Source organism: Formosa sp. F44, from assembly GCF_056238645.1.
This window is the reverse complement of the sequence record NZ_JBWDLJ010000002.1, coordinates 779615-805382: the sequence shown is the minus strand read 5'-3', so window position 1 is coordinate 805382 and position 25768 is coordinate 779615. Positions and strand designations below refer to the sequence as shown.

Below are 25768 nucleotides of genomic sequence, written 5' to 3'. Positions count from 1 at the left end.
AATTCTTACCTAATAAGAAACCGCTTCAATTAATCCTTCTTCATTGAGATTATAGCAGACCAACCACCTCCATGCGACATATCTGCCGTCACTTTAGAAGTCTGATTTACATCTAGCGTTTCTACCGTATAATCTTCTGCAAAACGGTTTGCATTTACACCATCTTTAAACACTTCCATCTTATAATCGCCAGCCTTAAGAAAAGAAAGGTCTATCTCTAATTGTCTTGACGACCAATCTGTCATGGCTCCGATATACCAAGTATCTCCTTTTCTTCTCGCCACAGCAATATAATCGCCAATGGCTCCATGAAGCACTGCTGTCTCGTCCCAGGTTGTTGGAATTTGAGTTATAAAATCTACAGTTTCCTGTTCTTTATAATATCGCGATGGAGAATCGCAAAGCATTTGTAACGGTGCTTCGTAAACAACGTACATAGCGACTTGATGGGCACGTGTTCCCATACTCATTGGACGTTTTCCCTTAACGGCAAAATTTTGTCTCTGCGCATTACTCATAGCGCCGGGCGTGTAATCCATAGGTCCTGCCGCCATACGAATAAAAGGAATGGTTACATTATGCTCTGGCGTAATATCCTTACTCCATTTATTATTTTCACTTCCCTTTACGCCTTCGTAATTAATAACATTTGGATAAACCCGTCGTAAACCAGAAGGTTTAAATGAACCATGAAAATCGACTAACAGTTCTAGTCTTGCACATTCTTTTGCAATACGTTCGTAAGAGTTTACAACATACTGATCGTTTCGTTGTATAAAATCTATTTTAACGCCTTTTACGCCCCAACTTTTATATGTCTCTAGTATTTCTTTAAGATTAGCATCCAGAGGTTTCCATAACGCCCAAAGAATAATATCTACATCTTTTTCTTTTGCATAACGAATTAATTCAGGGACATCTATATCGGGATTGAAATCAAGAATTTCCGTAGTAGATTTCGTCCAACCTTCATCCAAAATAACGTACTCAATATGGCTAGAAGAAGCAAAATCAATATAATATTTATAAGTCGCTGTGTTTAATCCCGATTTAAAATCTACGCCATAAATATTATTGGCATTATACCAATCCCAAGCCACTTTACCAGGTTTAATCCACTCCGTATTTTCGATTGCCTGTGGTCTTGCCAATTGATAGGTTAGATTACTTTCTACAAACGTTCTATCGTCGTCACTTATAATAAAAACCCTCCAAGGATATGCTCTTTTTCCTGATACTTTTGCAATGTAATTAGCTTCTTTAGTAATGACCTGATCTCGATCTCCCTGACTTTGTGCATCGACAGCCTCTAAAACATATTTTGGAAAAATAGCATCTACAGTTGTATTTCCATTACCTCTAACGAACATGCCTGGATAATCGTGAAGTGCTGTTTCCGTTAATAAAACTTTTGCTTTATCTGTTGTAAACACAACCGGTAAACTACAAAACTCATTAGATGATATATCTGAAACATTTTTATTTAAATACGCCCGTTCATTATGAGAATACATAGTCGATTCTTGCGGAAAGAAAGATTTTGCCCCTTCAGGAAAAGTTACTTGTATCTGCTCTGAATTCACATCTCTCTCACGATTCCCCTCGTCAAGGAACTGGTATGCAACTCCGTCGTTATATGCACGTATATGAAGTTGATACTTGCCTTTAAAAGTTAAAGCTATTTCAGTATATTCATCTTTAATTTCGGCATCCTTATGTGGTACCCCAGGATAAATCATTGAAGAAAATGATTTTACAGTGTGATGTGTTACTTGGGGTTTAACACCAAAGTCTTCCCCCGAAGAAAAATCCATTGCAATTTTAGCTTCTTTTATAATTTCATTCCCTTTTAGAGAAGCAGACCAAGAAATATTATTTGCAACAGTAACTTTAAGCGTTATGTTTTTATCGGGTGATGTAATTTCAAAATTTTGGGAAAACGTTTGCTGACTCATTAAGGTTATAAAAAGTAAAAACACTATTCTCTTTAACATCATTCTAGAATTATTTTTCATATTTATTTTATTTCATCACCTAAAGATTTGCAAACAATACAATTACGCACTACTAATTTTAAGTTTTATTACTTTTTTATAGCTTCAAATTTCCACATCTCTGGACCTACTTTAAACGTAATATGCCTATCTACAACTCCTTGAAATGCTCTAATTTCTTTGTTTGGAATAAACACCCCATTTTCCCATATTAGAGTTCCATTTAAAGTTATCCGTGCATAATCATCATTAGGAATACCAATAATTGCTTCGGTTTCTTTTGGGACAACAACAGAAAGTTGAAATGTATCAAGACTATTTACAAATTCACTTTTTATAGTACCTACAACCGATTGTACAGTTGCCGAGGCTTGTGTAACTGATCCTGGATTTGGAATAATCTGAAACTTAGAATACCCCGGAGTAATAGGTTCGATACCGCACAAATATTGAGACAGGATAGTTAAAGCACCACCACTCCACGCATGATTGGTTGTTCCGCCTCCAAAACCCTCTTTACCAATACCCCAACCCTCAAACAACGTAGAATAATCCGGATGATTCACCATCGGGCCAAAGCGTTTTTTCATACGCTTAATAGCATAATCTGCTTGCCCCATTTGGAACAACGCTTCTAAAACATACTTTTCCATGTACGGACTAGCATGTTCTTCAGTTTTAAAGACTTCAAAAAGAGCTTCATATTTATCTTCATCGGCTAAACCAGACACCACGGCTAACGCCTGACTTCGATCATCGGTTTTTCCTTTATAGTCTGGATGACGGTATGCTGTTCCTGTCCAAAAGTTTCTATTATAACCTTCTTTTAAACCCTTCATTTTTTGCCTAAGCTCCACTTCATCATCATGCTTTTCTAACAAAATAGCCATATTAAGAACACCTTTTAAGGCCAAATAATACACACCATTAAAAATGAGCTTCATATCTTTATCTCTTCCCCAATCTCCCCAAATCCAGCCACCACGACGAAGCACTACAGTACCATCTTCGTTAATTTGCCATATTTTTAAATACTTTTGGACACCATCATAAAGATCCGACATCGTTTTTTTATCCTCGGTATGTAAGTAATAATTCCAAAATCCATAATACCCAATACTGGTAAGCATTTGCGAAGGCAATTCTTTATCCCAGTTTCCCGCTGGAATAGGTGAAAATAGCGTAGAGTCCTGTCGTTGCCAACCTATGAGCTCATACATACCCTTTTTTAGCAAGGCATGGCTATTGGTATCTAAGGCATAAAAAGCCTCTCCTCCCTCGTTAACCTCGTCTCCCCACCATTGTGCACGCTCTCTATCTGGACAATCCATGTACGTATCTCGCATGGTGACATATAACGTTCGTAACGATTTTTTCCAAATCTTATTTAGAAATTCATCTGAACTGTTGAAACTTCCTGAAAACTCAGTATTATATCCCGTTTCACGGTATTTTAAATCTAAAACTTTTACCCCTTTCGGAATTGAATACAATACTTTATGTCCGTTTATCCAACCATAACTTTCGTAAGCTTGCTCGCCCTTTTTAGTGATATACTGTGCGTACATATTGTAATCGCCACCACCCTTAAAGTTATCCGTTTTAATCTCAATTATACGTCCTTCTGGAGCTTCTACTTTAAGATATGGCGTAATTTGTAAATTGAAAGGCAAGTCCATACTAATCACGGTATCTTTCTCTGTAGTAAAAGGAAAATTAGGAGTATTAACATAAGGTGTTAATCCGAAATCTTTCCAAAACGGAATCGGACGAAGCACAAGATTGTTCCACGGCTCCATTGGCACAGATCCTAGTACCCGTGCATTATTCCATTTTTCGGTACTGTAATTATTCTGGTACCATTTACCTAAATCCTTCCTCGCATCGTATCGAATACTCGACTCTGATAACCGAAAGTTAGGAAAAGGTTCTGGACATGTTTCGTAAGCTATATTATGTTTTATTTTCCAGGTGTCGTCACTTAGAATTTGTATTGAAGGTGTGATACATTCAAAGATAAAACCAAATTGTCCGCTACTGTTATGAGAAAAACCATCTTTACCAAAATACCAAGCCAAAACTGAGATTGTATTTTTTCCTTTTTTAAGATACTTGGCAATATCTTTCTCATCGTAGTAGGTATCGGTTGGGTTTGGTCCACGTTTTAGACCTCCTTCAAAAACAACTAGTTCACCATTCACCCACAGCCAATATTTACTATCTACTGCAATTTTAGCCAAAGCTTCTTTAGGCACATCATTAAGAGAAAAATCTTTTCTTAGGCTGTACCAGACATTGGAAGTATCTTGAGTGGCTGGCGCAGGCTCGGTAATCCAGCTTGCTTTCCATTGGTCTTGCGCATTGATCTTGCTACAAGGAAATAATACTAAAAAAAATAAAATAATAAATTTTAAAATGCTTGAATTCATCCGTTATGCTTTTCTCTATTTGATATTGCATTTGTCAATGATTCGAGCCATTTTACAGCTGAGGATATTTCTTAATTTTTAAAATGACAAGTACTATCAGATTTCCAATGTACTAAAATAGAAATTAATTTTGTGCATTATAGCGTTTACCATTAATAAAACTCCCAAATTGATAGAAAGTCGACAACAATTTGGAACTATTTGTTAATTTTTGAACATATTAAAGAAAGCCGCCACGATTATATGTTCTAATAATGATTTTGCATTGGCACAAAACATTTTAATTGCATGCAAGAGGATCAATTTGAAGAGAACACTTACTCTACTTTCATGCCTTGCTCTACGCCTTCAGGAACTACTACAGACATATTTTCCTTTTTCCAATCAATTAGCCCACCTTTTAACTCGTAAACAGTTGTAAAGCCTTCCGAACGCATTTTTTCGGCTGCTTTAGCACTTCGTGCTCCGCTTCTACAATAGATTAAGACTTCTTTTGATTTATCTAAATCCAAAATCTGATTATTGAAGTCCGCAGATTTCCAGTTATAGTTTATAGCTCCTTCTAGATGTCCGCTGTCAAACTCCTCCGGTGTTCTCACATCTACAACCATAAGTTCTGGTTGCTCACTCATTATTTTAGAAAATTCGTCTACAGAAAGTGATGTGCTTTTCTCTTGAGAGACCACTAAATTAGTACACAATACTGTTATAAGAATTAAAATATATTTAAGATGATTTTTCATAGAACCGTTTAGTAAAGTTTATTTAATTAATATCAAAAAGACAAGAAACGAATATTTTTTAAAAGTCTAAGTAATCTTAGTCACTTTTGATTACAGTTTTATAAAAAAGGTGTTATTATTACCCTTACTACACTCTTTTTATTGAAATTAATTAATTAATTAAAGAATTAAATAACAAAAAAAAGACAATTTACTCTAAATCAATTTCTTATATTTAAAATCAAAATATTAAAAAAAAATAAAAGAAAATATGAAAAATAGATTTCTACTAATTACAATCTTGTTTATTTCTTTATCCTGTGTAGCACAAACTAAATTATATTATGACGAGTTAGGAGAGTTTCAAAATGGTTACGCCATAGTTAAGAATGGCTCCAAAATTAGTTTTATTGATTCTCTTGGTCAAAATATAGATATAGGAGACTCTAAATTACAAAGAAAGCATAGTGACTACAGTGGAATGCAAAAAAATGGTCTTTATGTAATTTCAGAAGATTACAAGAATGAAGGAATAAAAAGTGTTACAGGTGATATAATAGTACAGCCAAAAAATAGTAAAATTTTAGTCAAAAAAAACTTCTTTTTAAAATTAGACTCTAGAGATTCTTGGGCTTTAAACAAGGGTGAAAAAATAGAATCTGAAATATTAAATGCAAAAGGAGAACCTATATTTAAATTCTTAGGTGATAGTGAATATACGTTTTACCCTATTTCTAATAATATTATAGCTGTTTCTAATCTAGAAACTCAAAAGCGTTATAAATTAGTCTTCTTAGACACAAAATCCGAAACAGGATATATTTATAATGAAGTTGTAAACCCTGACAATGATGGTTTAATTAGAGCTTCCATCGAAAGCGATGGAAAGATTAAATGGGGATTTATTGATGATAGAGGAAAAACAGTAATCGATTTTATGTACACAAAGCCTCCTGGACCTTTTAATAATAATAGTTTAGCTGTAGTACAAAACACTGATAAAAAATTTGGGTACATAGACAAAGCGAACAATATCGCTATTGATGTTAATTATATTGCGGCTTATAATTTTGAAAACAATAAGGCTTTAGTTAGAATCTATTCAATGAAATATGTTGATGGAGTAATTAATAAAGGGTATCGAATAATTGATAATACAGGAAAAACACTATATGATCTGGCAGATTTTTCCCCCTATCCAAATCGATCTGATTATTACAATCATAGCTTTATGGAGAGCAAAAAAGTCATGGTATTACAATCTGAAAGATCTGGAAACAAATCTATTCTAAACCTAGATACAGGTGAAATAACAGAAACAAAATATTATTCTATCGGCAAATTTAACTCAGGTTTGGCTCGAGTATATTTTAACGATGGCAATAATAAACTTCTTTCAGGCTATATAAATCCAGAAGGAGAACTCGTAATGGTGCAAGCGCAAAAAAGTCAATTTTAATAATTATTTTTATTCTTTCATTGCACTAAATTAAAATACGTTTACTTCTTAAAATAGAACTATTTTCTAGATACCAACATAATCATAAATCAATTAAAAGGATCTAACTCAAAACATAATTGCACTAACATCTGCACTCATTTCATTAAGATTAATAACTAAAAAAAGGCATTAACAATATTATTGTTAATGCCTTTTTAAACTGTGACCGCGAAGGGATTCGAACCCCCAACCCTCAGAGCCGAAATCTGATATTCTATCCAGTTGAACTACGCAGCCATTGGTCCTACCTTAGCAGGACACTTAATATATTGTACTTAGATTAAACTAAGTGTTTTTTTACTAAAGTCGAGATAGTTTTACCGTCCGCTTTTCCCGCTAATTGCTGGTTAACAACGCCCATAACTTTCCCCATGTCTTTCATACCTTCCGCACCCACTTTCGCGATAGCATCTACAACCACTTTTTCAATTGCAGCTTCATCTAATTGCTCAGGTAAAAACTGACTAATGACTTCGGCTTGTGCCAATTCTGGTTCTGCTAAATCTAAACGGCCTTGTTCTGTAAAAATCGAAGCACTATCTTTACGTTGCTTTACCAATTTAGACAAGATTTTAATCTCTTGCTCTTCGGTAATTTCTTCTTTAGAACCTGTTTCTGTTTGTGCTAATAACAACTCAGACTTTACTGCTCTTAAAGCCGCTAAAGCTGTTTGGTCTTTTGCTTTCATGGCAACTTTCATTGCGGTCATGATATCTTGTTGTAAACCCATAATATTTATTTCCTGCGAAGATAAAAAGAAAAACCCAAAAACATCCTAGAGTTTTTGGGTTTTACTAGCTTAAATTAAACTAAAATTTGCTATTAATTTAATCTACATTATCATGTAAAAACGAATTATTGCTTCGTAATTGAATATCGTTATTATCGTCTACACTTAAACTCGTTCCAGACATATTATTTTCTGACGAATGTTGTGTTTCATACAAGTTTACACCTTGACGTTTGTACGCTGGAATTTTTTCTATTTCATCAATTTTAGATGTATTGAATTTATAGTTAAAATCTTTCATTTTTCTACGACGCTCTTCCGCTCTTTCTTTAAGCATTTCTGAAATAGGCGTATTCATTGGGTCTATAGGCTGATCTGGTGTTTGTGGCGCCGCTTTTGCAGGTGCAACATACTCATCTTTTTTAATGAAACTCACCTCATGATCAAAATTACTCAAAGCGTCATCGTGTACAGGTTTTTTCTCTTGCTTAGCAACAACTTTTATTTCTTGTTCTGGCTCTTGCTCTTCATAATCATCAAGTACATATCTAACTTCACCTTTTTTACCAGATTCTGTTACATTAATTAACTCTACATATTCATTAACAGGAGTATTCTTTACATCGTCGGTTTCTTCTAAAGCATGCTTAATTACTTCTTTCGGAGCATCCTCAACAGTACGTTCTTGTTGTAATGGCATATCGAATGTTAAAGTAATTTGCTTCTCTTCATCTTCTGGAGTTTCAGTAATTGTACTTCCAGCTTTTACTTCTGTAAAAACGAAATCATTTACATCTACATCGAAATCTGATAAATTATCAAAGGTCACTTCAATGTCTTTTATGGCATCTGTAGTTGGCACAATATCTATGGTATTAGTAGGTTTTGGACTCTCCTTTTTAATAGGAGCATCAAAATCTTCTAAATCATTAATATCTAAAGTATGCTTAATTACTTCTGGCGCCTTTTCAACTTTAGGAGTAACCTTTGGTACAGATACTGGCTCACTTTCTATGTTAGATACAGTGTCTTGTTTATCTGATTTTTGATCATCAGTTAAAGAGTGCACTACTTTTTTAGCTTCTGTATTAGAAATTTCGTCTTGCTGATCTAAATTAAAACCTGTAGCAATAATAGTCACCGCGATAGATTCATCTAACGATTCGTCTTCACCAACCCCCATAATGATGTTAGCACCATGACCAGCTTCGCTTTGAATGTGATCGTTAATTTCTCCTATTTCGTCTATAGTAATTTCTTGAGCCCCAGAAACAATTAGCAACAACACATTTTTGGCACCTTGAATTTTATTATCATTTAGTAAAGGAGAATCTAAAGCTTTCATTATCGCGTCTTTCGCACGGTTTTGACCAGACGAAATTGAAGACCCCATTATAGCAGAACCACTATTACTTAATACCGTTTTGGCATCACGTAAATCGATGTTTTGTGTATAGTGATGTGTAATAACTTCTGCTATACCACGAGCAGCTGTGGCTAACACTTCGTCTGCTTTAGAGAACCCGGCTTTAAAACCTAGGTTTCCATAAACTTCTCGAAGTTTGTTATTATTAATTACGATTAAAGAATCGACTACATTACGTAATTTCTCGATTCCTTTTTGAGCTTGTTCATTACGCATTTTACCTTCAAATTGAAAAGGCATGGTAACAATACCAACGGTTAAGACATCTAAGTCTTTAGCCATTTTAGCAATAATTGGAGCAGCACCCGTACCTGTACCACCACCCATACCGGCCGTAATGAAAATCATTTTTGTGTTGGTATCCAACATACGTTTTAAGTCGTCGTAACTCTCTACAGCAGATTGCTCACCTATTTCAGGATTTGCACCAGCTCCTAATCCTTCTGTTAGATCTAATCCTAACTGAATTTTATTTGGAACTCCACTGTTTTGAAGTGCTTGTGCATCTGTATTACAGATTACAAAATCTACACCTTTTATACCTTGTTGGAACATGTGGTTGATGGCATTACTACCACCACCACCAACACCAATAACTTTAATTACATTTGATTGGTTCTTAGGTAAATCAAATGAGATACTTGCGAATTCTTTGTTGCTGCTCATAAATTCTTTTTTACTGGTTTTTAATCTTTACTTTTATCTTTATACTTTGTGTATTGCAAAATCTGTAATAAGATTTTACATATCATTCTTTTTATTCTGCGTTGTCCAAAAAATCTTTGATCTTGTCTGTAAATCTGTCCAAAAAATTTCTGCGCTCCTTTACTTCTTCGGGCGGCGTTTCTTTTAACTCTTCCTTTTCTTCTAAAGTGGCCTGAGACATGGTTTCTGGACTCTTAACTTCCTCTTCTTCGATTTCTTCGACTCTAATCTCGCGTTGTTTACGTTCTTGATATTTTAATCCATCTAAAACTAAACCAACACTTGTAGCATACAACGGACTCGTAATATCTTCATTACTATCTCCCGCTAAATGCTCGTTTGGATATCCAATTCTGGTATCCATTCCTGTAATGTATTCTACTAATTGCTTTAGGTGCTTTAATTGTGCTCCACCTCCGGTTAATACAATTCCGGCAATTAATTTCTTTTTCTGCTCTTCGTGACCGTAATTTTTTATCTCTAAAAAGACTTGCTCGACGATTTCCACCACACGCGCATGAATAATTTTCGATAAATTTTTCAGTGTAATTTCTTTTGGATCTCTTCCTCTTAACCCAGGAATAGAAACAATTTCGTTGTCTTTATTTTCTCCTGGCCATGCAGAACCAAATTTAATCTTCAATAATTCGGCTTGTTTTTCAATAATAGAACAGCCTTCTTTTATGTCTTCAGTAATCACATTTCCTCCGAAAGGAATAACTGCTGTATGACGAATAATCCCATCTTTAAAAACAGCTAAATCTGTTGTTCCTCCTCCTATATCGATAAGGGCAACACCTGCTTCTTTTTCTTCCTGACTTAAAACAGCATTTGCTGAAGCCAATGGCTCTAGCGTTAATCGCTCTAGTTCTAAATCTGAACTTTTAATACAACGACCAATATTTCTAATTGATGATACTTGACCAACTACCACATGGAAATTAGCTTCTAATCTACCACCATGCATTCCGATAGGCTCTTTAATCTCAGGCTGACCATCGATTTTATATTCTTGCGGTAATACATGAATAATTTCTTCACCTGGAAGCATCACTAATTTATGAACCTGATTGATTAATTGATCGATATCGGTCTCATCAATAACAGTTTCAGAGTTTGGCCTTGTGATATAATCACTATGCTGTAAACTACGAATATGTTGTCCGGCAATACCCACGGTTACGCCTTCAATTTTAGTTCCTGCAGAAGCTTCGGCCTCTTGAACAGCTTGCTGAATAGACTGAATGGTCTGGGTAATATTACTTACCACACCACGGTGCACACCCAAACTTTTGGAGCGCCCTATTCCTAAAATCTCTAATTTTCCGTAATCGTTTTTACGCCCAATCATGGCCACAATTTTTGTGGTCCCAATATCTAATCCAACTGCTATATTATGTTCCATAGTTTAGTTTTTGGTGCACACCACTTGATTGTCGAATTGCAAATTAATTTTATTATAATCATGAAGCGTATTCTCTTTTAAAGCCTTCTTGTAAAACACTTTTAGATTACTAACTTTTTTATCTAATTGATTTAAATCTCCCAAATACACAGAGAAATTTTGCTGTCTCAGTTTTAAAGAAATTTTCTGGTCTTCATTTTGATGAATTTCTACCACATGTTTCTTTAAGAATGTATCATTATAAACTTTCTGAGCAATTTTAAAAACATTACTCAAATTATTTTTTTCAATATGTCCCACAACAAATGGCACCCTAGCCGTATGATTTGTCGACAATGGCATAAAACCGCCTTTATCGTCTACATAATACGAGGTCTGATCTTGAACTCGCGCTATAGGCATTTTTTGCTCAACATCCGCTGTTAATAAGCCATTTACATCTAAATATACTTGAGCAGACTTAATTAATGGGTTCGAATTTAGGGCAAACTCTAGGCTATTCAAATCTAAAGTTTCTTTGGTCATTTCTGAAAGCCCTTTCTCATTTTGTATTAACAAGTTACTAACATTTTCTTCGGTGATATATAAATTATTATCGCCTAAAAAATGAATCTGTGGCTCCGATATTTTTCGGTCACCATTTCGTTTTGATGCAAACGCAAACAGAAACATAACCAACGCCGTTAAAACCCCAAGTTTTACATAACCCCAATGTATTTTAATTGCCATATAATGCGGTTTTAATATGTTTAACTTCTGCTCCTATATCGCCAGCTCCCAATGTAATAATTACATCTGCGTCGCTCGCCTTTATTTTTGAAATAAGATCTGATTTTGACACCAATTCTTTCTTTTCAGTTTTTATTTTATCTAACAACCATTGCGATGTAACACCTTCAATTGGTAACTCACGAGCCGGATAAATATCCAATAATAACAACTCGTCAAATTGCGCGAGTTGCTTTGCGAAATCGTCTATAAAATCTCGTGTTCTACTAAATAAATGTGGCTGAAATACCGCCAAGACCGTTTTACCCGGATACATTTCGCGAACCGCCTGATGTACTGCTTTGATTTCCTCCGGATGATGTGCATAATCGTCTATAAACACCAAATCGTCCGTTTTAATCTGGTACGTAAAACGCCTTTTTACCCCTGCATACGACTCTAAAGCCTTAACCAGTTCTTGCGAATTACATCCATACTCTAAAGCCATTGCCAAAGCGATTAAAGCATTCGACAAATTGTGTCTGCCCGGCAAATTAAACTTAATATTATTAATTACAGCCGTAGGCGTCTTAACATCAAATATATAACTCCCGTTATCTATTTTAATATGCAGTGCCGTATAATCCGAATCGTCCTCTATACCGTAGGTTAGCCCTTCAATTGGCAAGCCATTCTTCACAAATAACGTACCACCATCCTTGATTCTTTTAGAAAATTCTAAAAAAGATTCTTGTAGAGCCTCAGCTTCACCATATATATCCAAATGATCTGCATCCATAGATGTAATACATGCAATATCTGGTGACAGCGTTAAAAATGAACGATCAAATTCGTCTGCTTCTACTACCGAAACCTCGGTTCCTTTAGAAATATAATTAGAATTGTAATTTTCACTTATACCACCTAAAAACCCAGTTAAAGGCACATTACATTCGTATAACAAATGAGCTAAGATACTTGAGGTTGTTGTTTTTCCATGCGTCCCCGCAACCGCTAAACAAAATGTATTTTTAGTTATTAAACCTAAAACTTCAGAACGCTTTAATAAGCTAAAACCTCGGTTGTTTTTAAAATGCACCAACTCCATATTGTCTTTAGGAATGGCTGGCGTGTAAACCACTAACGTAGTGTCGTAATTTAAAAACGTATTTGGAATATTTGCAATAGAATCATTAAAATGAACCTCTATACCTAACGTTTCTAAAGCACGCGTTACATCACTAGGCGTTTTATCGTACCCAGCAACACGCTTGTTATTCGCTTTAAAGTAACGCGCCAAAGCACTCATACCTATACCGCCAATACCAATAAAATAAACGTTATCTATAGTATTTAAATTCATTTAGTTTTTTAATAATTTTTCTACTTCGTCTGCAATATCCTTGGTTGCATTAACCAATGCTAACTTCTTTATGTTTTCGCCTAAGGCGTGTTGTTTTTCTTTCGATTCTATTAATTGAGAAAACTTATTTTCAAAATCAACATCTAAATCTTGTTCCTGAATTAATATCGCTGCATCCTCCTTTACCACTGCCATCGCATTTTTAGTCTGATGGTCTTCTGCAACGTTTGGAGACGGAATAAAAATAACCGGCTTTCCAACTATACATAATTCTGAAACCGAACTTGCTCCTGCTCTAGAGATTATTACATCCGCAGCTGCATAAGCAAAATCCATATTGTTCAAATATGCGTGAACTTGAACATTTTTAGTATGACTATTGATTTTATATTTATCGTAATACAATTTACCACACTGCCAAATAATCTGAACATTGCGGGTTTGCAAATAGTCAATTTCTTTTTCTATTAACTCATTAATACGTCTAGACCCCAAACTTCCGCCTAAAATTAACAAGGTCTTTTTCTCAGGTACTAATCCAAAAAACGCTTTAGCCTCTTCGGTTTTAGACTGTATATCTAATAAGCCTTGACGTACAGGATTACCTGTTTTTATAATTTTATGTTCCGGAAAAAAGCGCTCTAACCCATCATAGGCCACACAAATTTTCTGAACTTTCTTAGACAATAACTTATTCGTGATTCCGGGAAAAGAATTCTGCTCTTGTATTAAACTCGGAATCCCTTGTCCTGAAGCCATCTGTAATAATGGTCCGCTAGCAAAACCACCTGTACCAATTACCACATCGGGCTTAAATTTTTTTATAATTTTTCGCGCTCCAAACAGACTACTAATTAACTTAAAAGGAAACATTAAGTTTTTCAAAGTTAGCTCTCGCTGAATACCAGAAATCCATAATCCTTTTATATCGTAACCAGCCTGTGGCACTTTCTCCATTTCCATTCTATCTTTCGCTCCCACAAAAAGAAACTGAGCATCAGGAAAACGTTGTTTTAATTCGTTTGCAATTGCTATGGCCGGATAAATATGTCCGCCGGTTCCTCCACCTGATAATATGATATGATATTTTTTACTCATTATATTGCTTCGGATAAAATTTCTAACGGATTTTCTTCATCTATTTCTACTTCCTCTTTTTCTGGAATGCTACTATCTGCACTTACACTTAATATAATTCCCACAGCCAAACACGTCATCCAAATCGATGTTCCCCCACTACTAATTAACGGAAGTGTTTGTCCAGTTACAGGAAACAACTCTACAGCAACAGCCATATTTAATAATGCTTGAATTACAATTGGCAAGCCAACCCCAAGCACTACAAGTGTCCCAAAAATTGTTTTAGCTTTATGCGACACAACGAGTATTCTAAATAACAACCAAAGATAAACACTCATTAAAATAACAGCTCCGATCAGTCCATATTCCTCTACCACTATAGCATAAATAAAATCTGACGATGATTGCGGTAAAAAGTTCTTCTGAACACTTTTACCAGGACCAACACCTTTTATTCCACCTGAGGCAATAGCAATCTTGGCTTTTTCAATCTGATAATCTTCTTCTGTATCTTCCCCATTAGAAAAGTTTTCTATACGACTCATCCAAGTATCTACTCGGTTAGGCATAGCATCCGGAAACGCTTTTGCTGCCAATACAAATATGGACAATGTTAACACCCCCATCCCAATGATTAAGGCCAAGTACTTTATAGGATAACCACCTAAAAACACCAAAATAATTACCGTTAAAAAGATTAAGGCTGCCGTAGAAAAATTCGCAGGCAAAATTAAAATTAACACTAGAAAAACGGGCATCCAAAGTGGTAAAATAGATTCTTTAAACGTAATTGTTTTATCTGCCATTTTCGCCATATACCTTGCCACATAAACCATAAGCACTAAAGAAGCTAATGTAGAGGTCTGAAAAGACACACCTACAAAAGGAATCTGAATCCATCTACTCGCATTTGCACCTTCTATAGTATTCCCTTGGAGCATGGTAAAACCTAACAACACCAATGCCACCATGATACCAACCATAGAAAGTCCTCTTAAATAACGATATGGCATAAGATGCACAAAATACATAAGTACAAATCCAACACCTAAATGCATAAAATGTTTTAAGAAAACAGTAAAAGTACTACCGCTACCTCGCATATACGCCAAGTTGCTCGCCGCACTATATACCGGTAAAAATGAGAATAAAGCCAACAATGCAGCTATAGCCCAAATGGAACGATCTCCTTTTAATTTTCTTAAAAACTCTTGCATTATAAATTTCTTACTGCGTCTTTAAATTGTCTTCCTCTATCTTCGTAACTTTCAAATAAATCAAAACTCGCACATGCTGGAGACAATAACACATTATCGCCTGCTTCCGCTAGTTTATAAGCAATTTTAACGGCTTCATTCATAAACTGTGTTTCCACAATTACGTCGACCATATTGCTGAAGTTTTCCAACAGTTTTTCGTTATTTACTCCTAAGCAAATAATCGCTTTCACCTTTGTATTCACAAAAGGATATAGTTCTTGATAACTATTCCCCTTATCTACTCCACCAACAATCCAAACGGTTGGCGCAGACATACTTTCTAAGGCATAATACGTGGCATTTACGTTAGTCGCTTTAGAATCGTTTATATACTGAACTTTATTGATTTTCAATACTTGTTCTAAGCGGTGTTCTACACCTTGAAAATTTTCTAAACTCTCACGAATAGTCTGCTTTCTTATTTTTAATAAGTGCGCCACCGTAGATGCAGCCATCGCGTTTTTTATATTATGTTTACCTTCTAATGCTAGGTCTTTTGTAGGCATAATTATCTGGTTATTATCTATTGTTATTTTAATATTCTCTTTATCTAAATAGGCGCCATTCTCTATGTTTTTCACAAGTGAGAAAGGCAATAATTTTGATTGAACTGGATGTTTTTCCAACCAATCGACTAATACATCATCGTCTGCATCGTAAATCAAATAATCGTGTTTTGTTTGATTCTTTGCTATTCTAAATTTTGAAGCGATGTATTCTTCAAAATTGTAATTATACCGATCTAAATGATCTGGTGTTATATTTGTAATTACAGCGATATGCGGATTAAAATTAACCACGCCATCTAACTGAAAACTACTAATTTCAAGCACATAGTTTTTATAATCGTCTTCTAAAACCTGCTTTGCAAAACTGTCTCCAATATTCCCTGCTAAGCCCACATTTAATTCTTGCTTTAGAATGTGATGTGCTAAACTTGCCGTTGTTGTTTTACCATTACTTCCTGTAATTCCAACAATCGTGGCAGATGTAAACTGAGCCGCAAATTCAATTTCAGAAATTACCGGAACGCCTTTTTCCATCAACTGTTTTACCAAGGGTGCTTTATCCGGAATTCCTGGACTTTTCATCACTACATCGGCATTTAGAATGAACGACTCCGTATGTTGCGATTCCTCCCAATCAATCTCATTTTGTATTAGAACGTCTTTATATTTGTCTTTAATTTTTCCTTTATCGGAAACAAATACCTCAAATCCTTTTGATATTCCTAAAAGCGCTGTACCTACACCACTTTCTCCACCTCCTAAGATTACCAACCGTTTCATCTTATCTTATTTTTAAGGTTACGATGGTAACAATAGCTAGTAATATTCCTATAATCCAAAATCGAGTTACAATTTTACTTTCGTGATAACCCGATTTCTGATAGTGATGATGTAAAGGCGACATCTTAAAAATGCGTCGACCTTCGCCATATTTTTTTCGAGTGTACTTAAAGTAACTAACTTGTAAAACCACAGATAAATTCTCGGCTAGGAAAATCCCGCACAACACTGGAATTAACCATTCCTTTCTTACAGCAATAGCAATAACAGCAATAATTCCACCTATAGTTAAACTTCCCGTATCTCCCATAAACACTTGCGCCGGAAACGTATTATACCATAAAAACCCAACCAAAGCCCCTACAAAGGCCGCGATATAAATGGTAATTTCTTCTACCCGTGGGATATACATAATATTGAGATAATCTGAGAAAATAATATTCCCCGAAACCCAAGCAAATATCCCTAAGGTAAATACAATTATGGCCGACGTTCCCGCTGCTAAACCATCGATACCATCGGTTAAATTAGCACCGTTTGAAACGGCTGTAATTATAAATATTACAATGGGAATAAAGATTAACCATGCATATTTCCCTAAACTAGGATCAATCCAAGTAATTAAATCGGCATAATCGAATTCGTTTCCTTTTACAAAAGGTATTGTTGTTTTAGTAGACTGCTCTTCTGCCGCAAAAAACTTACCAGGCAAAGCATTTGGATTCTCTGCTAATATTTCTTGTTGTTGCGCTACAGGTAATTTTTCCTTTATGGTAACATTCGGATTAAAATACAGCGTGATCCCTACAATTAGTCCCAAACCAACCTGACCAAGCACTTTAAACTTTCCTTTTAAACCTTCTTTATCGTTTTTAAACTTCTTGATATAATCGTCTAAAAACCCAATTGCTCCCATCCATAAGGTGGTAACGATTAATAATAAAATATAGACGTTATCCAATTCTGCAAATAAGATAACAGGTATCAAAGTCGCTAGAATTATTATAATACCACCCATAGTTGGCGTTCCTGCCTTTTCAGACTGACCTTTTAATCCTAAGTCACGAATTGTTTCCCCTACCTGCTGACGCTGTAAAAAGTTAATTATTCGCTTCCCGAAAACTGTTGAAATAAGTAAAGACATCAGAATTGCCATAGCTGCACGAAAGGTTATAAACCCAAATAGCGAAGCGCCTGGAATTTGATAATGATCTTCTAAATAGTTGAAAAAATAGTATAACATCTTATTTCTCTAGCTGTTTTAAATAGTCTTTTACAATTTCGAAATCGTTAAAATCGAATCGTTCTCCTTTAATTTCTTGGTAAGTCTCATGACCTTTACCTGCAATTAATATAATATCGTTAGGCTTTGCCAACTGGCAAGCTGTTTTTATGGCTTGTCGTCTATCCGAAATAGACATTGTTTTTTTAAAATGAAGAGGCTCGACACCTTTTTCAATTTCTTCAATAATAACCTCGGCAACTTCGTTTCTTGGATTATCGCTTGTAAACACCACTTTAGTACTTAAAGCCGAAGCGATATGCCCCATTTTTGGGCGTTTTGTTTTATCACGATTGCCGCCACAACCCACAACCGTTATTAATTCTTCATTTTTAGTTCTGATGCTATTTATGGTTTCCAAAACATTTTTTAAAGCATCTGGCGTATGTGCATAATCTACAATAGCTGTAATTTTCGAATCTGAAATCAGATACTGAAATCGTCCGCTAACACTTTCTAATCCGCTAATTAACCTTAAGGTTTCATCTTTTTCTAACCCTAATAATTCGGCAACACCATAAATTGCTAATAAATTAGACGCATTAAATTCACCTATTAATCGCGACCAAACTTCATTATCATTAATTTTAAGCAACAAGCCGGTGAACTGATTTTCTAAAATCTGAGCCCTATAATCGGCGTAATTTTTTAAACCATAAGTCTGCTTACTCGCCTTTGTATTCTGAAGCATAATTTCGCCATTCTTATCATCTACATTTACCAAAGCAAAAGCTGTTTTAGGTAAATTATCGAAAAATGATTTTTTCACATCGCGATATTCTGCAAACGTGCTGTGATAATCTAAATGATCGTGTGATAGATTTGTAAATACACCTCCAACAAAATGCAAACCTTCGGTACGTTTTTGGTGAATACCATGCGAACTTACTTCCATAAAACAATACTCGACACCTTCGGCATTCATCATACTTAAATATGAATTGATAGCTAAAGAATCAGGCGTTGTATGCGTGGCTTTACACTCTATATCGTCTACTAATATTTTTACTGTTGAAAGTAATCCAACCTTATAGCCTGCCTTTTTAAATAACTGATATAAAAGCGTCGCTATGGTTGTTTTTCCATTTGTTCCTGTAACCCCAACCAGTTTTAAATTCTCTGAAGGATTATTATAAAAGTTAGAAGCCATTATTGCCAAAGCCACCTTAGTATCGGCAACCTGAATATAAGTCACTCCATTAACGCGTTGTTCAGGCATATGCTCGCACACCACTACTAAAGCACCATTATTTACTGCTGTTTCTATAAACCCATGACCATCGGCCACGGTTCCCGAAATAGCTACAAACAAATCGTTCGATTCTATTTTACGAGAATCGAATGCGATATTATGTATGCGCACATTAGTTGGACCAACAACGGTATCTATAGCAACCTTATATAATATGTCTTTTAATAAACTCACGATATTTTTAAAACTACTTTTTGATTCTTTTTAATTTTTTCTCCTACAGGAATCGATTGTGATTTCACATTTCCCAAACCATCCATTTCTACTTCAAGTCCTAGATTTTCTAACAATGCAATTGCATCCATAACAGGCAACCCAACCACTTTAGGCATAAGCGTTTTGTATTTCTGAGCGGTTTCATAAAACGCTTCAAACTCTTTATCTACAGGCGCATCTGCCACTTGTAGCGAATTCACTTCGTCTATAATAGGAGTGTCTGTAAATATTTTTTGTGCAATACTTTTAAATACTGGTCCAGAAACATCGGCGCCATAAAACCCCTTTTTAGTACTTGGCTTATGAATAACCACAATACAAGAATACTTCGGGTTTACCGCTGGAAAATACCCAGCAAACGAAGACACATAACGCTTATTATCATTCCAGTCTGCCATCCAATATTCTGTTCTAGCCGTTCCTGTTTTGCCCGCCATTGAGAAATACGGATTATATAACGACTTCCCTGTTCCGTGTTTTACTACATTTTCAAGAATAGCCTGAATTTCATTCACTGTTTCTTCCGAACAAATTTTTTCATTTATCACTTCTTTATGAAATGTTTCTATAGGTGTATCCAACTCTTTTACACTATAAATAAAGCGTGGCTTAACCATAACACCATTGTTCGCTATAGCATTATAAAACGTTAAGGTTTGCAGTGGTGTTACACTTAAATTGTACCCATAAGCCATAGACGGTAAAGCATTTCTACTCCACTTATCATGTCCTGGCGAAGGAATAACAGGAATACCTTCTCCTATAATTGGTATCCCTAAAGGTTTATCCAAATGCCAAGACCTTAATTTTTCAATAAATTTTTCTGGATTCTTAGAATACCCCTCATCAATAATTGTTGCTAAACCAATATTAGACGATACCTCTAAGGCACGCGCCACAGAAATTTTTCCGAAACCACCATGATGAGAATCAGAAATTGAACGTCCATAAAATCGTTTCGATCCATTTTCAGTATCTACTACAGTGGCAGTATCTACCACTTTATCTTCTAAAGCAGCCACCAACGCCATTGTTTTAAACGTAGAACCTGGCTCATGAGACTCTCCCACCGCATAATTCAGTTTCTCGTAATAGCCACCATTTTTAGTACGTCCTAAATTAGAAATAGCTTTAATTTCGCCTGTAGCGACCTCCATTACAACAACACAACCATGCTCTGCCTCATAATACTCTAACTGCTTCAATAACGCATGATGCGCAATATCTTGAATATTCACATTAATGGTTGTATACACATCGTAACCATCCTTAGGCTCTACTTGATTGTAATCTGCAATAGGTTTCCACTGCCCTTTTCCAATATTTTGTTTTAAGCGCTTTCCGTTAGTACCTCTTAAATATTTCACTCCAAAAGCTCCATCAATTCCCGGACGCGTCACATTACCTTGATCGTCTGTACGATCGTATCCAATTGTACGTTCTGCGATTCCACCCATTGGATGTTCGCGCTTAGTCATTTGCTCGACAATTAATCCACCTTTAAAAGCACCAAGCTGTAAAAGCGGAAAATTGCGTAAACGGATGTAATCCGAATACCCTATATTACGAGCAATTAAATGATATCTATTTTTATTAGCACGCGCCTTCCGCAAGGTTTTCTGATAATAACTAGAAGGTTTTCCGCCAAACACATGAAGTGAATCGCATAACGGCTTTAAAAATTTTTCGAAAGTTTTAGAAGTTGGAGTTACCGCATCGAAACGAATATCGTACTTAGGCACAGAAGTAGCCAAAAGACTCCCTTCAGAATCGTACACGTTACCACGATTAGCTGGAATAGTTACCGATTTTATAGTTCGTTTTTCTGCTAGACTACGATATTTATCACCATCTACAAATTGAATAGTACATAATTTAAATACCACAGCTATGGCGAAGATGAACATACATCCTGCCACAATATATAATCGGTTTAATATGTTCTTTTCGTTTGTTGCCAAGCTTAAACTTTAATTTTTAATTGTAACTCTTATTTTTCTTGGTGGAATTTCGGAAGGCACCAAACCCTTCTCTGACATTTTCTTTACTATTGAGGACTCCATTTTAACCCGCATTAACCGAGAACGACCATCTACAAACGCCGATCGCAATTCTTTAACTTCGTCACTCAGCCTTGCTATATCATGAACTTTCTTATCTGCCCTATGCGAGCTTGCAATCATGCTAAAAGCCAAGAACGAGACAAATACTATGACTCGCCAATTTTTAAACGAATCGTCGCTAACCAGGAACTTTCCTTTTAATACGCTATAGACGCCTTCTCTCATACCTTCTCTGCAATTCTAAGTTTTGCACTTCTAGCTCTATTGTTTATTTTTATCTCTTCAGCCGACGGCACTATTAATCCGCCCACTTTTTTCAACGGAACCTCAAAAGCCCCAAAAACATCACGTTCTGGTTCTCCTTGAAACAATCCATTTCTTATAAAACGCTTAACCAAACGATCTTCTAAGGAATGATAACTAATTAAACTTACGCGTCCTTGCGGTGCTAACACCTCTGGCGTTTGCATTAAAAACTCCTTTAGAACCTCAATCTCTTGGTTAACCTCAATACGGATGGCCTGATATATTTGTGCTAAAATTTTATTCTCGTGCTTTGGAGACAAGAACTTTTTTAACACTGCTTTTAACTGATTACTTGTTTTAATTAACTCCACCTCGCGAGCTTCTACTATTAATTTAGCCATTGCTGGAGCCGCTCTTAATTCGCCATACTGAAGCAACACTTGTTTTAACTGCTCTTCTTCATACTCATTAATTACATTATATGCAGACAATTTACTTGCCTGATCCATGCGCATATCCAACGCCGCTTCGAATCGTGTAGAAAATCCGCGTTCTGCCACATCAAATTGATGAGAAGACACACCGAAATCGGCTAAAATCCCATCCACTTGTTTTACACCATAAAAACGCAAAAAGCGTTTTACATATCTAAAATTCTCATGTATTAACTGGAAACGATCATCATCAATTGCATTTTCTAAAGCATCTGGATCCTGATCGAAAGCAAACAATTTACCATTCGGACCAAGGCGTCTTAAAATCTCTTTACTATGACCGCCACCACCAAAAGTGACATCTACATATATACCGTCCTCTTTTATATTGAGACCGTCTACCGTTTCTTTTAATAATACAGGGTTATGATATTCCATAATCTTCATCATCTTGTCCCATAACTTCCTCAGCTAATTCTGCAAAATCGTCAGCCGAGCCACTTATGCTCTGTTCATATTTATCTTTATCCCAGATTTCAACAATATTTACAGCCGAAGCCACAACTATTTCTTTCGAAATCCCTCCAAAAACAGCTAAATCTTTAGGAATTAACAAACGACCAGTAGCATCTACCTCAACCATTTTCACGCCTGCAGTAAATTTTCTAATAAAATCGATGTTCTTCTTTTTGAACCTATTCAGCTTATTTATCTTCTGCATTAGCACATTCCACTCGTCCATGGGGTATAATTCCAAACACGGATTAAAAACGGATCGTTTTAACACAAACCCATCTTGTAATACGGCACTCAACTGCTTTTTCAGCGAAACAGGCAACATTAATCTGCCTTTCGCATCCACTTTGCATTCGTATGTACCTATTAATGAGTTCAAAACAATTTCTGGGGATTACATTCTATATTTGTCAAATATATTGAAAAATATACCACTTTTTACCACAATATACCACTTTGTTGATAAATTTATGAACACTAGATCTACCTGAACCTTAATACATACACCAAAAACACCTTAGAGATTGAGTTAAAATTGATTAGGGTGTCAATTTTCGTTTGCAATGGGTTGTTAATATCTGATTTGAAAAAACTATTTAAAGCGGATACTCAGAATATACTTCATTATACGAATGAAATACCTATATTTGTTTGTTGACGATAATGATTAATTAATGACGCATCGCTTAAAAAAAGAAAAGAATTTTAGCTACATGGAAGTGGGTGAAGGGCAACCTATAATCGTACTTCATGGGTTAATGGGAGGATTGAGCAACTTCGACGCTGTCTCTAATTATTTTAGTAATAAAGGCTACAAAGTAATTATTCCTGAGCTACCAATATATAGCATGAGTTTATTAAAAACCAATGTAAAAAGTTTTGCAAATTACCTGCATGACTTCATTGAATACAAAGGACTTACTGATGTTATTCTACTAGGAAACTCTCTTGGCGGACATATTGGATTATTCCATACCAAGCTATACCCTCATAAAGTAAAAGCACTTATTATTACCGGAAGTTCTGGACTATACGAAAGTGCTATGGGAAGTGGTTATACTAAACGAAGTGATTACGAAGTGATTCGTAAAAAGGCACAAGATGTCTTTTATGATCCTGCTGTTGCCACTAAAGAAATTGTAGATGAAGTTTACGAAACCGTGAACGACAGAAACAAATTAATTAAAACTTTAGCGATTGCAAAGAGCGCGATTAGACACAATATGAGTAAGGATTTACCTAATATGAAAGTACCTACGTGTATTATCTGGGGTAAAAACGATATTGTAACACCTCCGGAAGTTGCTACAGAGTTTCATGAACTTTTGCCAGATTCAGATTTATTTTGGATTGATAAATGTGGACATGCGGCTATGATGGAGCATCCTGACGAATTTAATAGAATATTAGATTCTTGGTTAACTGCCAGAAAATTTTAACAGTATACAATTATGCAAATTAAATCGGCTGAGTTTGTAGTAAGTAATTCGGACGTTTCCAAATGTCCGAAAGACAGAATACCTGAATACGCCTTTATTGGACGTAGTAATGTAGGGAAATCGTCGCTTATTAACATGCTTACTAACCGTAAAAGCCTTGCCAAAACATCTGGTAGGCCAGGAAAAACACAACTTATAAATCATTTTTTAATTAATAAAACATGGTTTTTAGTCGATTTACCTGGATATGGTTATGCACGTGTTTCTAAAAGTGCGAAGAAGACATTTCAGAAATTTATAACCGAATATTTTAGCAAAAGAGAACAGTTAATATCTGCTTTTGTATTGGTAGATATTCGCCACAAACCACAACCCGTAGATTTAGAATTTATGACCTGGTTAGGCGAACACAGCATTCCGTTTTCTATTATTTTTACTAAAGCCGATAAGTTAAAACCTATGGCTATAGAAAATCATGTTAACGATTATCGTGATGTATTACTTGAAACCTGGGAAGATATGCCAAATTATTTCGTAACATCGTCTTCTAAAGAAATTGGGAAAGACGAGTTACTACAATATATAGACGACACCAATACGAATCTGAAAATAGATTAACTCTTTACGTCTAAAGCATCTCTTAAGGCGTTCCCTATTAACATAAACGCCATAACTAAACTCATTATACACAATCCAGGAATTACTGCTAAATACGGCTTTCCTAGAATAATATAGTTATAGTGATCTTTTATCATTGCACCCCAACTTGCCATTGGTGGCTGTGCTCCTATACCCAAGAAACTCAGACCGCTTTCTATTAAAATGGCCGAAGCGAAATTAGCCGCACAAATAACTATAACTGGTGCCATTATATTTGGCAATATGTGTTTTGTAATAATACGGTAATCGTTATATCCTAAAGCCCTTGCGGCTGTGACATACTGCATTTCTTTGGCACTAATTATTTGACCACGAACCACACGTGCCACTTCTACCCACATGGTTAGCCCTACAGCAATAAAGACTTGCCAAAACCCTTTCCCCAAGGCCAAGGTAATTGCAATAACTAATAATAAGGTTGGGATAGACCACGTCACATTAATAATCCACATTATAATGGCATCAACCTTGCCTCCATAATATCCAGCGATACTACCTAAAGCCAAACCTATAATTAAAGAAATAAACACGGCTACAAAGCCAATAAAGAAGGATATTCTAGCTCCTACCAAAACACGACTTAATACATCTCGACCATATTTATCTGTTCCAAGATAAAATGTTTTAGAGGATACTAATTTTGAAATCTCCGATTCAGAAAACGAATTTAAATCCAGTACTTTTTCTTCACCTATCAAACCATCTGAAGCGTATTCAGTATATAATAAGGTATCGTTTTTAATACTGTGCTTTGAAATGGGAATTTCTGTCTCGGTATTAATAGTCCCAAAGAATATTTTATCGAAACTGCTTTGTGTATTTTTAATCTTGTTTGGAACCGTTAAAATATCTACCGTAAAACCAGGCGTTTCCGAATGAATAGACAAATGCATTTGATTTGCATGCTGGGAAGAATCTGGTGCCAAAACATAGGCAAATACAGAAACGAATCCCACTAATAAAATATAATAGAAACTAAAAACGCCCCAAAAATTGTGTTTAAATTTTTGGAGCGCTAATTGTTTTAACGACTGTGTTTTACCACTCAT

21 protein-coding genes and 1 tRNA gene are annotated in these 25768 nt (G+C 35.4%); 3 read left to right on the top strand and 19 right to left on the bottom strand.

Annotated features, from left to right (window positions below; translation table 11 throughout):
* Positions 1–29: 29 nt before the first annotated feature.
* From AC0UBM_RS08510 to AC0UBM_RS08500, 3 genes are all read right to left on the bottom strand, one after another.
* A complete protein-coding gene (locus AC0UBM_RS08510) occupies positions 30–2015 on the bottom strand; it encodes a glycoside hydrolase family 97 protein (RefSeq protein WP_475688332.1) in 1986 nt (661 codons plus the stop codon).
* A gap of 68 nt (positions 2016–2083) precedes the next feature.
* A complete protein-coding gene (locus tag AC0UBM_RS08505) occupies positions 2084–4423 on the bottom strand; it encodes an alpha-L-rhamnosidase-related protein (RefSeq protein WP_475688331.1) in 2340 nt (779 codons plus the stop codon).
* Positions 4424–4740: 317 nt separating this feature from the next.
* Entirely contained in the window at positions 4741–5166 is a 426-nt protein-coding gene (locus AC0UBM_RS08500; protein WP_475688330.1) for a rhodanese-like domain-containing protein, read from the bottom strand.
* 250 nt (positions 5167–5416) lie between these two features.
* On the opposite strand from AC0UBM_RS08500, the gene AC0UBM_RS08495 reads away from it, so the two are divergent.
* Complete coding sequence (locus AC0UBM_RS08495) at positions 5417–6604, top strand: WG repeat-containing protein (protein ID WP_475688329.1); 1188 nt, start codon at positions 5417–5419, stop codon at positions 6602–6604.
* Between the two features lie 205 nt (positions 6605–6809).
* Here AC0UBM_RS08495 and AC0UBM_RS08490 read toward each other — a convergent pair.
* From AC0UBM_RS08490 to mraZ, 15 genes are all read right to left on the bottom strand, one after another.
* Positions 6810–6883: transfer RNA gene (locus AC0UBM_RS08490), tRNA-Arg, on the bottom strand.
* Between the two features lie 43 nt (positions 6884–6926).
* The gene (locus AC0UBM_RS08485; protein WP_475688328.1) at positions 6927–7376 is read right to left on the bottom strand and encodes a GatB/YqeY domain-containing protein; all 450 of its coding nucleotides are present in this window, start codon (positions 7374–7376) and stop codon (positions 6927–6929) included.
* A 97-nt stretch (positions 7377–7473) separates the two neighbouring features.
* The gene (gene ftsZ, locus AC0UBM_RS08480) at positions 7474–9468 is read right to left on the bottom strand and encodes a cell division protein FtsZ (RefSeq protein WP_475688327.1); all 1995 of its coding nucleotides are present in this window, start codon (positions 9466–9468) and stop codon (positions 7474–7476) included.
* Positions 9469–9559: 91 nt separating this feature from the next.
* Positions 9560–10912, bottom strand: coding sequence for a cell division protein FtsA (ftsA, locus tag AC0UBM_RS08475; RefSeq protein WP_475688326.1), 1353 nt, complete (start codon positions 10910–10912; stop codon positions 9560–9562).
* Positions 10913–10915: 3 nt separating this feature from the next.
* Positions 10916–11641 (bottom strand): cell division protein FtsQ/DivIB, encoded by a 726-nt coding sequence (locus tag AC0UBM_RS08470; RefSeq protein WP_475688325.1) that lies wholly within the window; start codon positions 11639–11641, stop codon positions 10916–10918.
* A complete protein-coding gene (gene murC, locus AC0UBM_RS08465; protein ID WP_475688324.1) occupies positions 11631–12983 on the bottom strand; it encodes a UDP-N-acetylmuramate--L-alanine ligase in 1353 nt (450 codons plus the stop codon). Before murC ends, AC0UBM_RS08470 begins: the two co-directional genes overlap by 11 nt.
* Entirely contained in the window at positions 12984–14081 is a 1098-nt protein-coding gene (murG, locus tag AC0UBM_RS08460; protein WP_434037608.1) for an undecaprenyldiphospho-muramoylpentapeptide beta-N-acetylglucosaminyltransferase, read from the bottom strand. It abuts the gene before it with no gap.
* Positions 14081–15280: an FtsW/RodA/SpoVE family cell cycle protein gene (locus tag AC0UBM_RS08455; RefSeq protein WP_475688323.1), complete on the bottom strand. Its 1200-nt coding sequence runs from the start codon at positions 15278–15280 to the stop codon at positions 14081–14083. The genes murG and AC0UBM_RS08455 overlap by 1 nt, the downstream gene beginning before the upstream one ends.
* A complete protein-coding gene (gene murD / locus AC0UBM_RS08450) occupies positions 15280–16611 on the bottom strand; it encodes a UDP-N-acetylmuramoyl-L-alanine--D-glutamate ligase (RefSeq protein ID WP_475688322.1) in 1332 nt (443 codons plus the stop codon). The genes AC0UBM_RS08455 and murD overlap by 1 nt, the downstream gene beginning before the upstream one ends.
* A gap of 1 nt (position 16612) precedes the next feature.
* Positions 16613–17854 carry a phospho-N-acetylmuramoyl-pentapeptide-transferase gene (gene mraY / locus AC0UBM_RS08445; RefSeq protein WP_414036279.1) on the bottom strand — a complete coding sequence of 414 codons (1242 nt, stop codon included), beginning with the start codon at positions 17852–17854 and terminating at the stop codon, positions 16613–16615.
* A gap of 1 nt (position 17855) precedes the next feature.
* Positions 17856–19319 (bottom strand): UDP-N-acetylmuramoyl-L-alanyl-D-glutamate--2,6-diaminopimelate ligase, encoded by a 1464-nt coding sequence (locus AC0UBM_RS08440; protein WP_475688321.1) that lies wholly within the window; start codon positions 19317–19319, stop codon positions 17856–17858.
* The gene (locus AC0UBM_RS08435) at positions 19316–21268 is read right to left on the bottom strand and encodes a penicillin-binding protein (protein ID WP_475688516.1); all 1953 of its coding nucleotides are present in this window, start codon (positions 21266–21268) and stop codon (positions 19316–19318) included. The genes AC0UBM_RS08440 and AC0UBM_RS08435 overlap by 4 nt, the downstream gene beginning before the upstream one ends.
* Before the next feature lie 63 nt (positions 21269–21331).
* Positions 21332–21649, bottom strand: coding sequence for an FtsL-like putative cell division protein (locus AC0UBM_RS08430; RefSeq protein ID WP_414036281.1), 318 nt, complete (start codon positions 21647–21649; stop codon positions 21332–21334).
* On the bottom strand, positions 21646–22542 hold the full coding sequence (gene rsmH, locus AC0UBM_RS08425; RefSeq protein ID WP_475688320.1) for a 16S rRNA (cytosine(1402)-N(4))-methyltransferase RsmH: 897 nt from the start codon (positions 22540–22542) through the stop codon (positions 21646–21648). The genes AC0UBM_RS08430 and rsmH overlap by 4 nt, the downstream gene beginning before the upstream one ends.
* Positions 22529–22999: a division/cell wall cluster transcriptional repressor MraZ gene (mraZ, locus tag AC0UBM_RS08420; protein ID WP_414036283.1), complete on the bottom strand. Its 471-nt coding sequence runs from the start codon at positions 22997–22999 to the stop codon at positions 22529–22531. Before mraZ ends, rsmH begins: the two co-directional genes overlap by 14 nt.
* Before the next feature lie 295 nt (positions 23000–23294).
* Here mraZ and AC0UBM_RS08415 point away from each other — a divergent pair, with 295 nt between their 5' ends.
* Both AC0UBM_RS08415 and yihA read left to right on the top strand, forming a co-directional pair.
* Complete coding sequence (locus AC0UBM_RS08415) at positions 23295–24059, top strand: alpha/beta fold hydrolase (protein WP_414036284.1); 765 nt, start codon at positions 23295–23297, stop codon at positions 24057–24059.
* A 12-nt stretch (positions 24060–24071) separates the two neighbouring features.
* Positions 24072–24677, top strand: coding sequence for a ribosome biogenesis GTP-binding protein YihA/YsxC (yihA, locus tag AC0UBM_RS08410; protein WP_434037602.1), 606 nt, complete (start codon positions 24072–24074; stop codon positions 24675–24677).
* Here the strand turns inward: yihA and AC0UBM_RS08405 are convergent.
* On the bottom strand, positions 24674–25768 hold the full coding sequence (locus AC0UBM_RS08405) for an ABC transporter permease (RefSeq protein WP_475688319.1): 1095 nt from the start codon (positions 25766–25768) through the stop codon (positions 24674–24676). The genes yihA and AC0UBM_RS08405 overlap by 4 nt on opposite strands.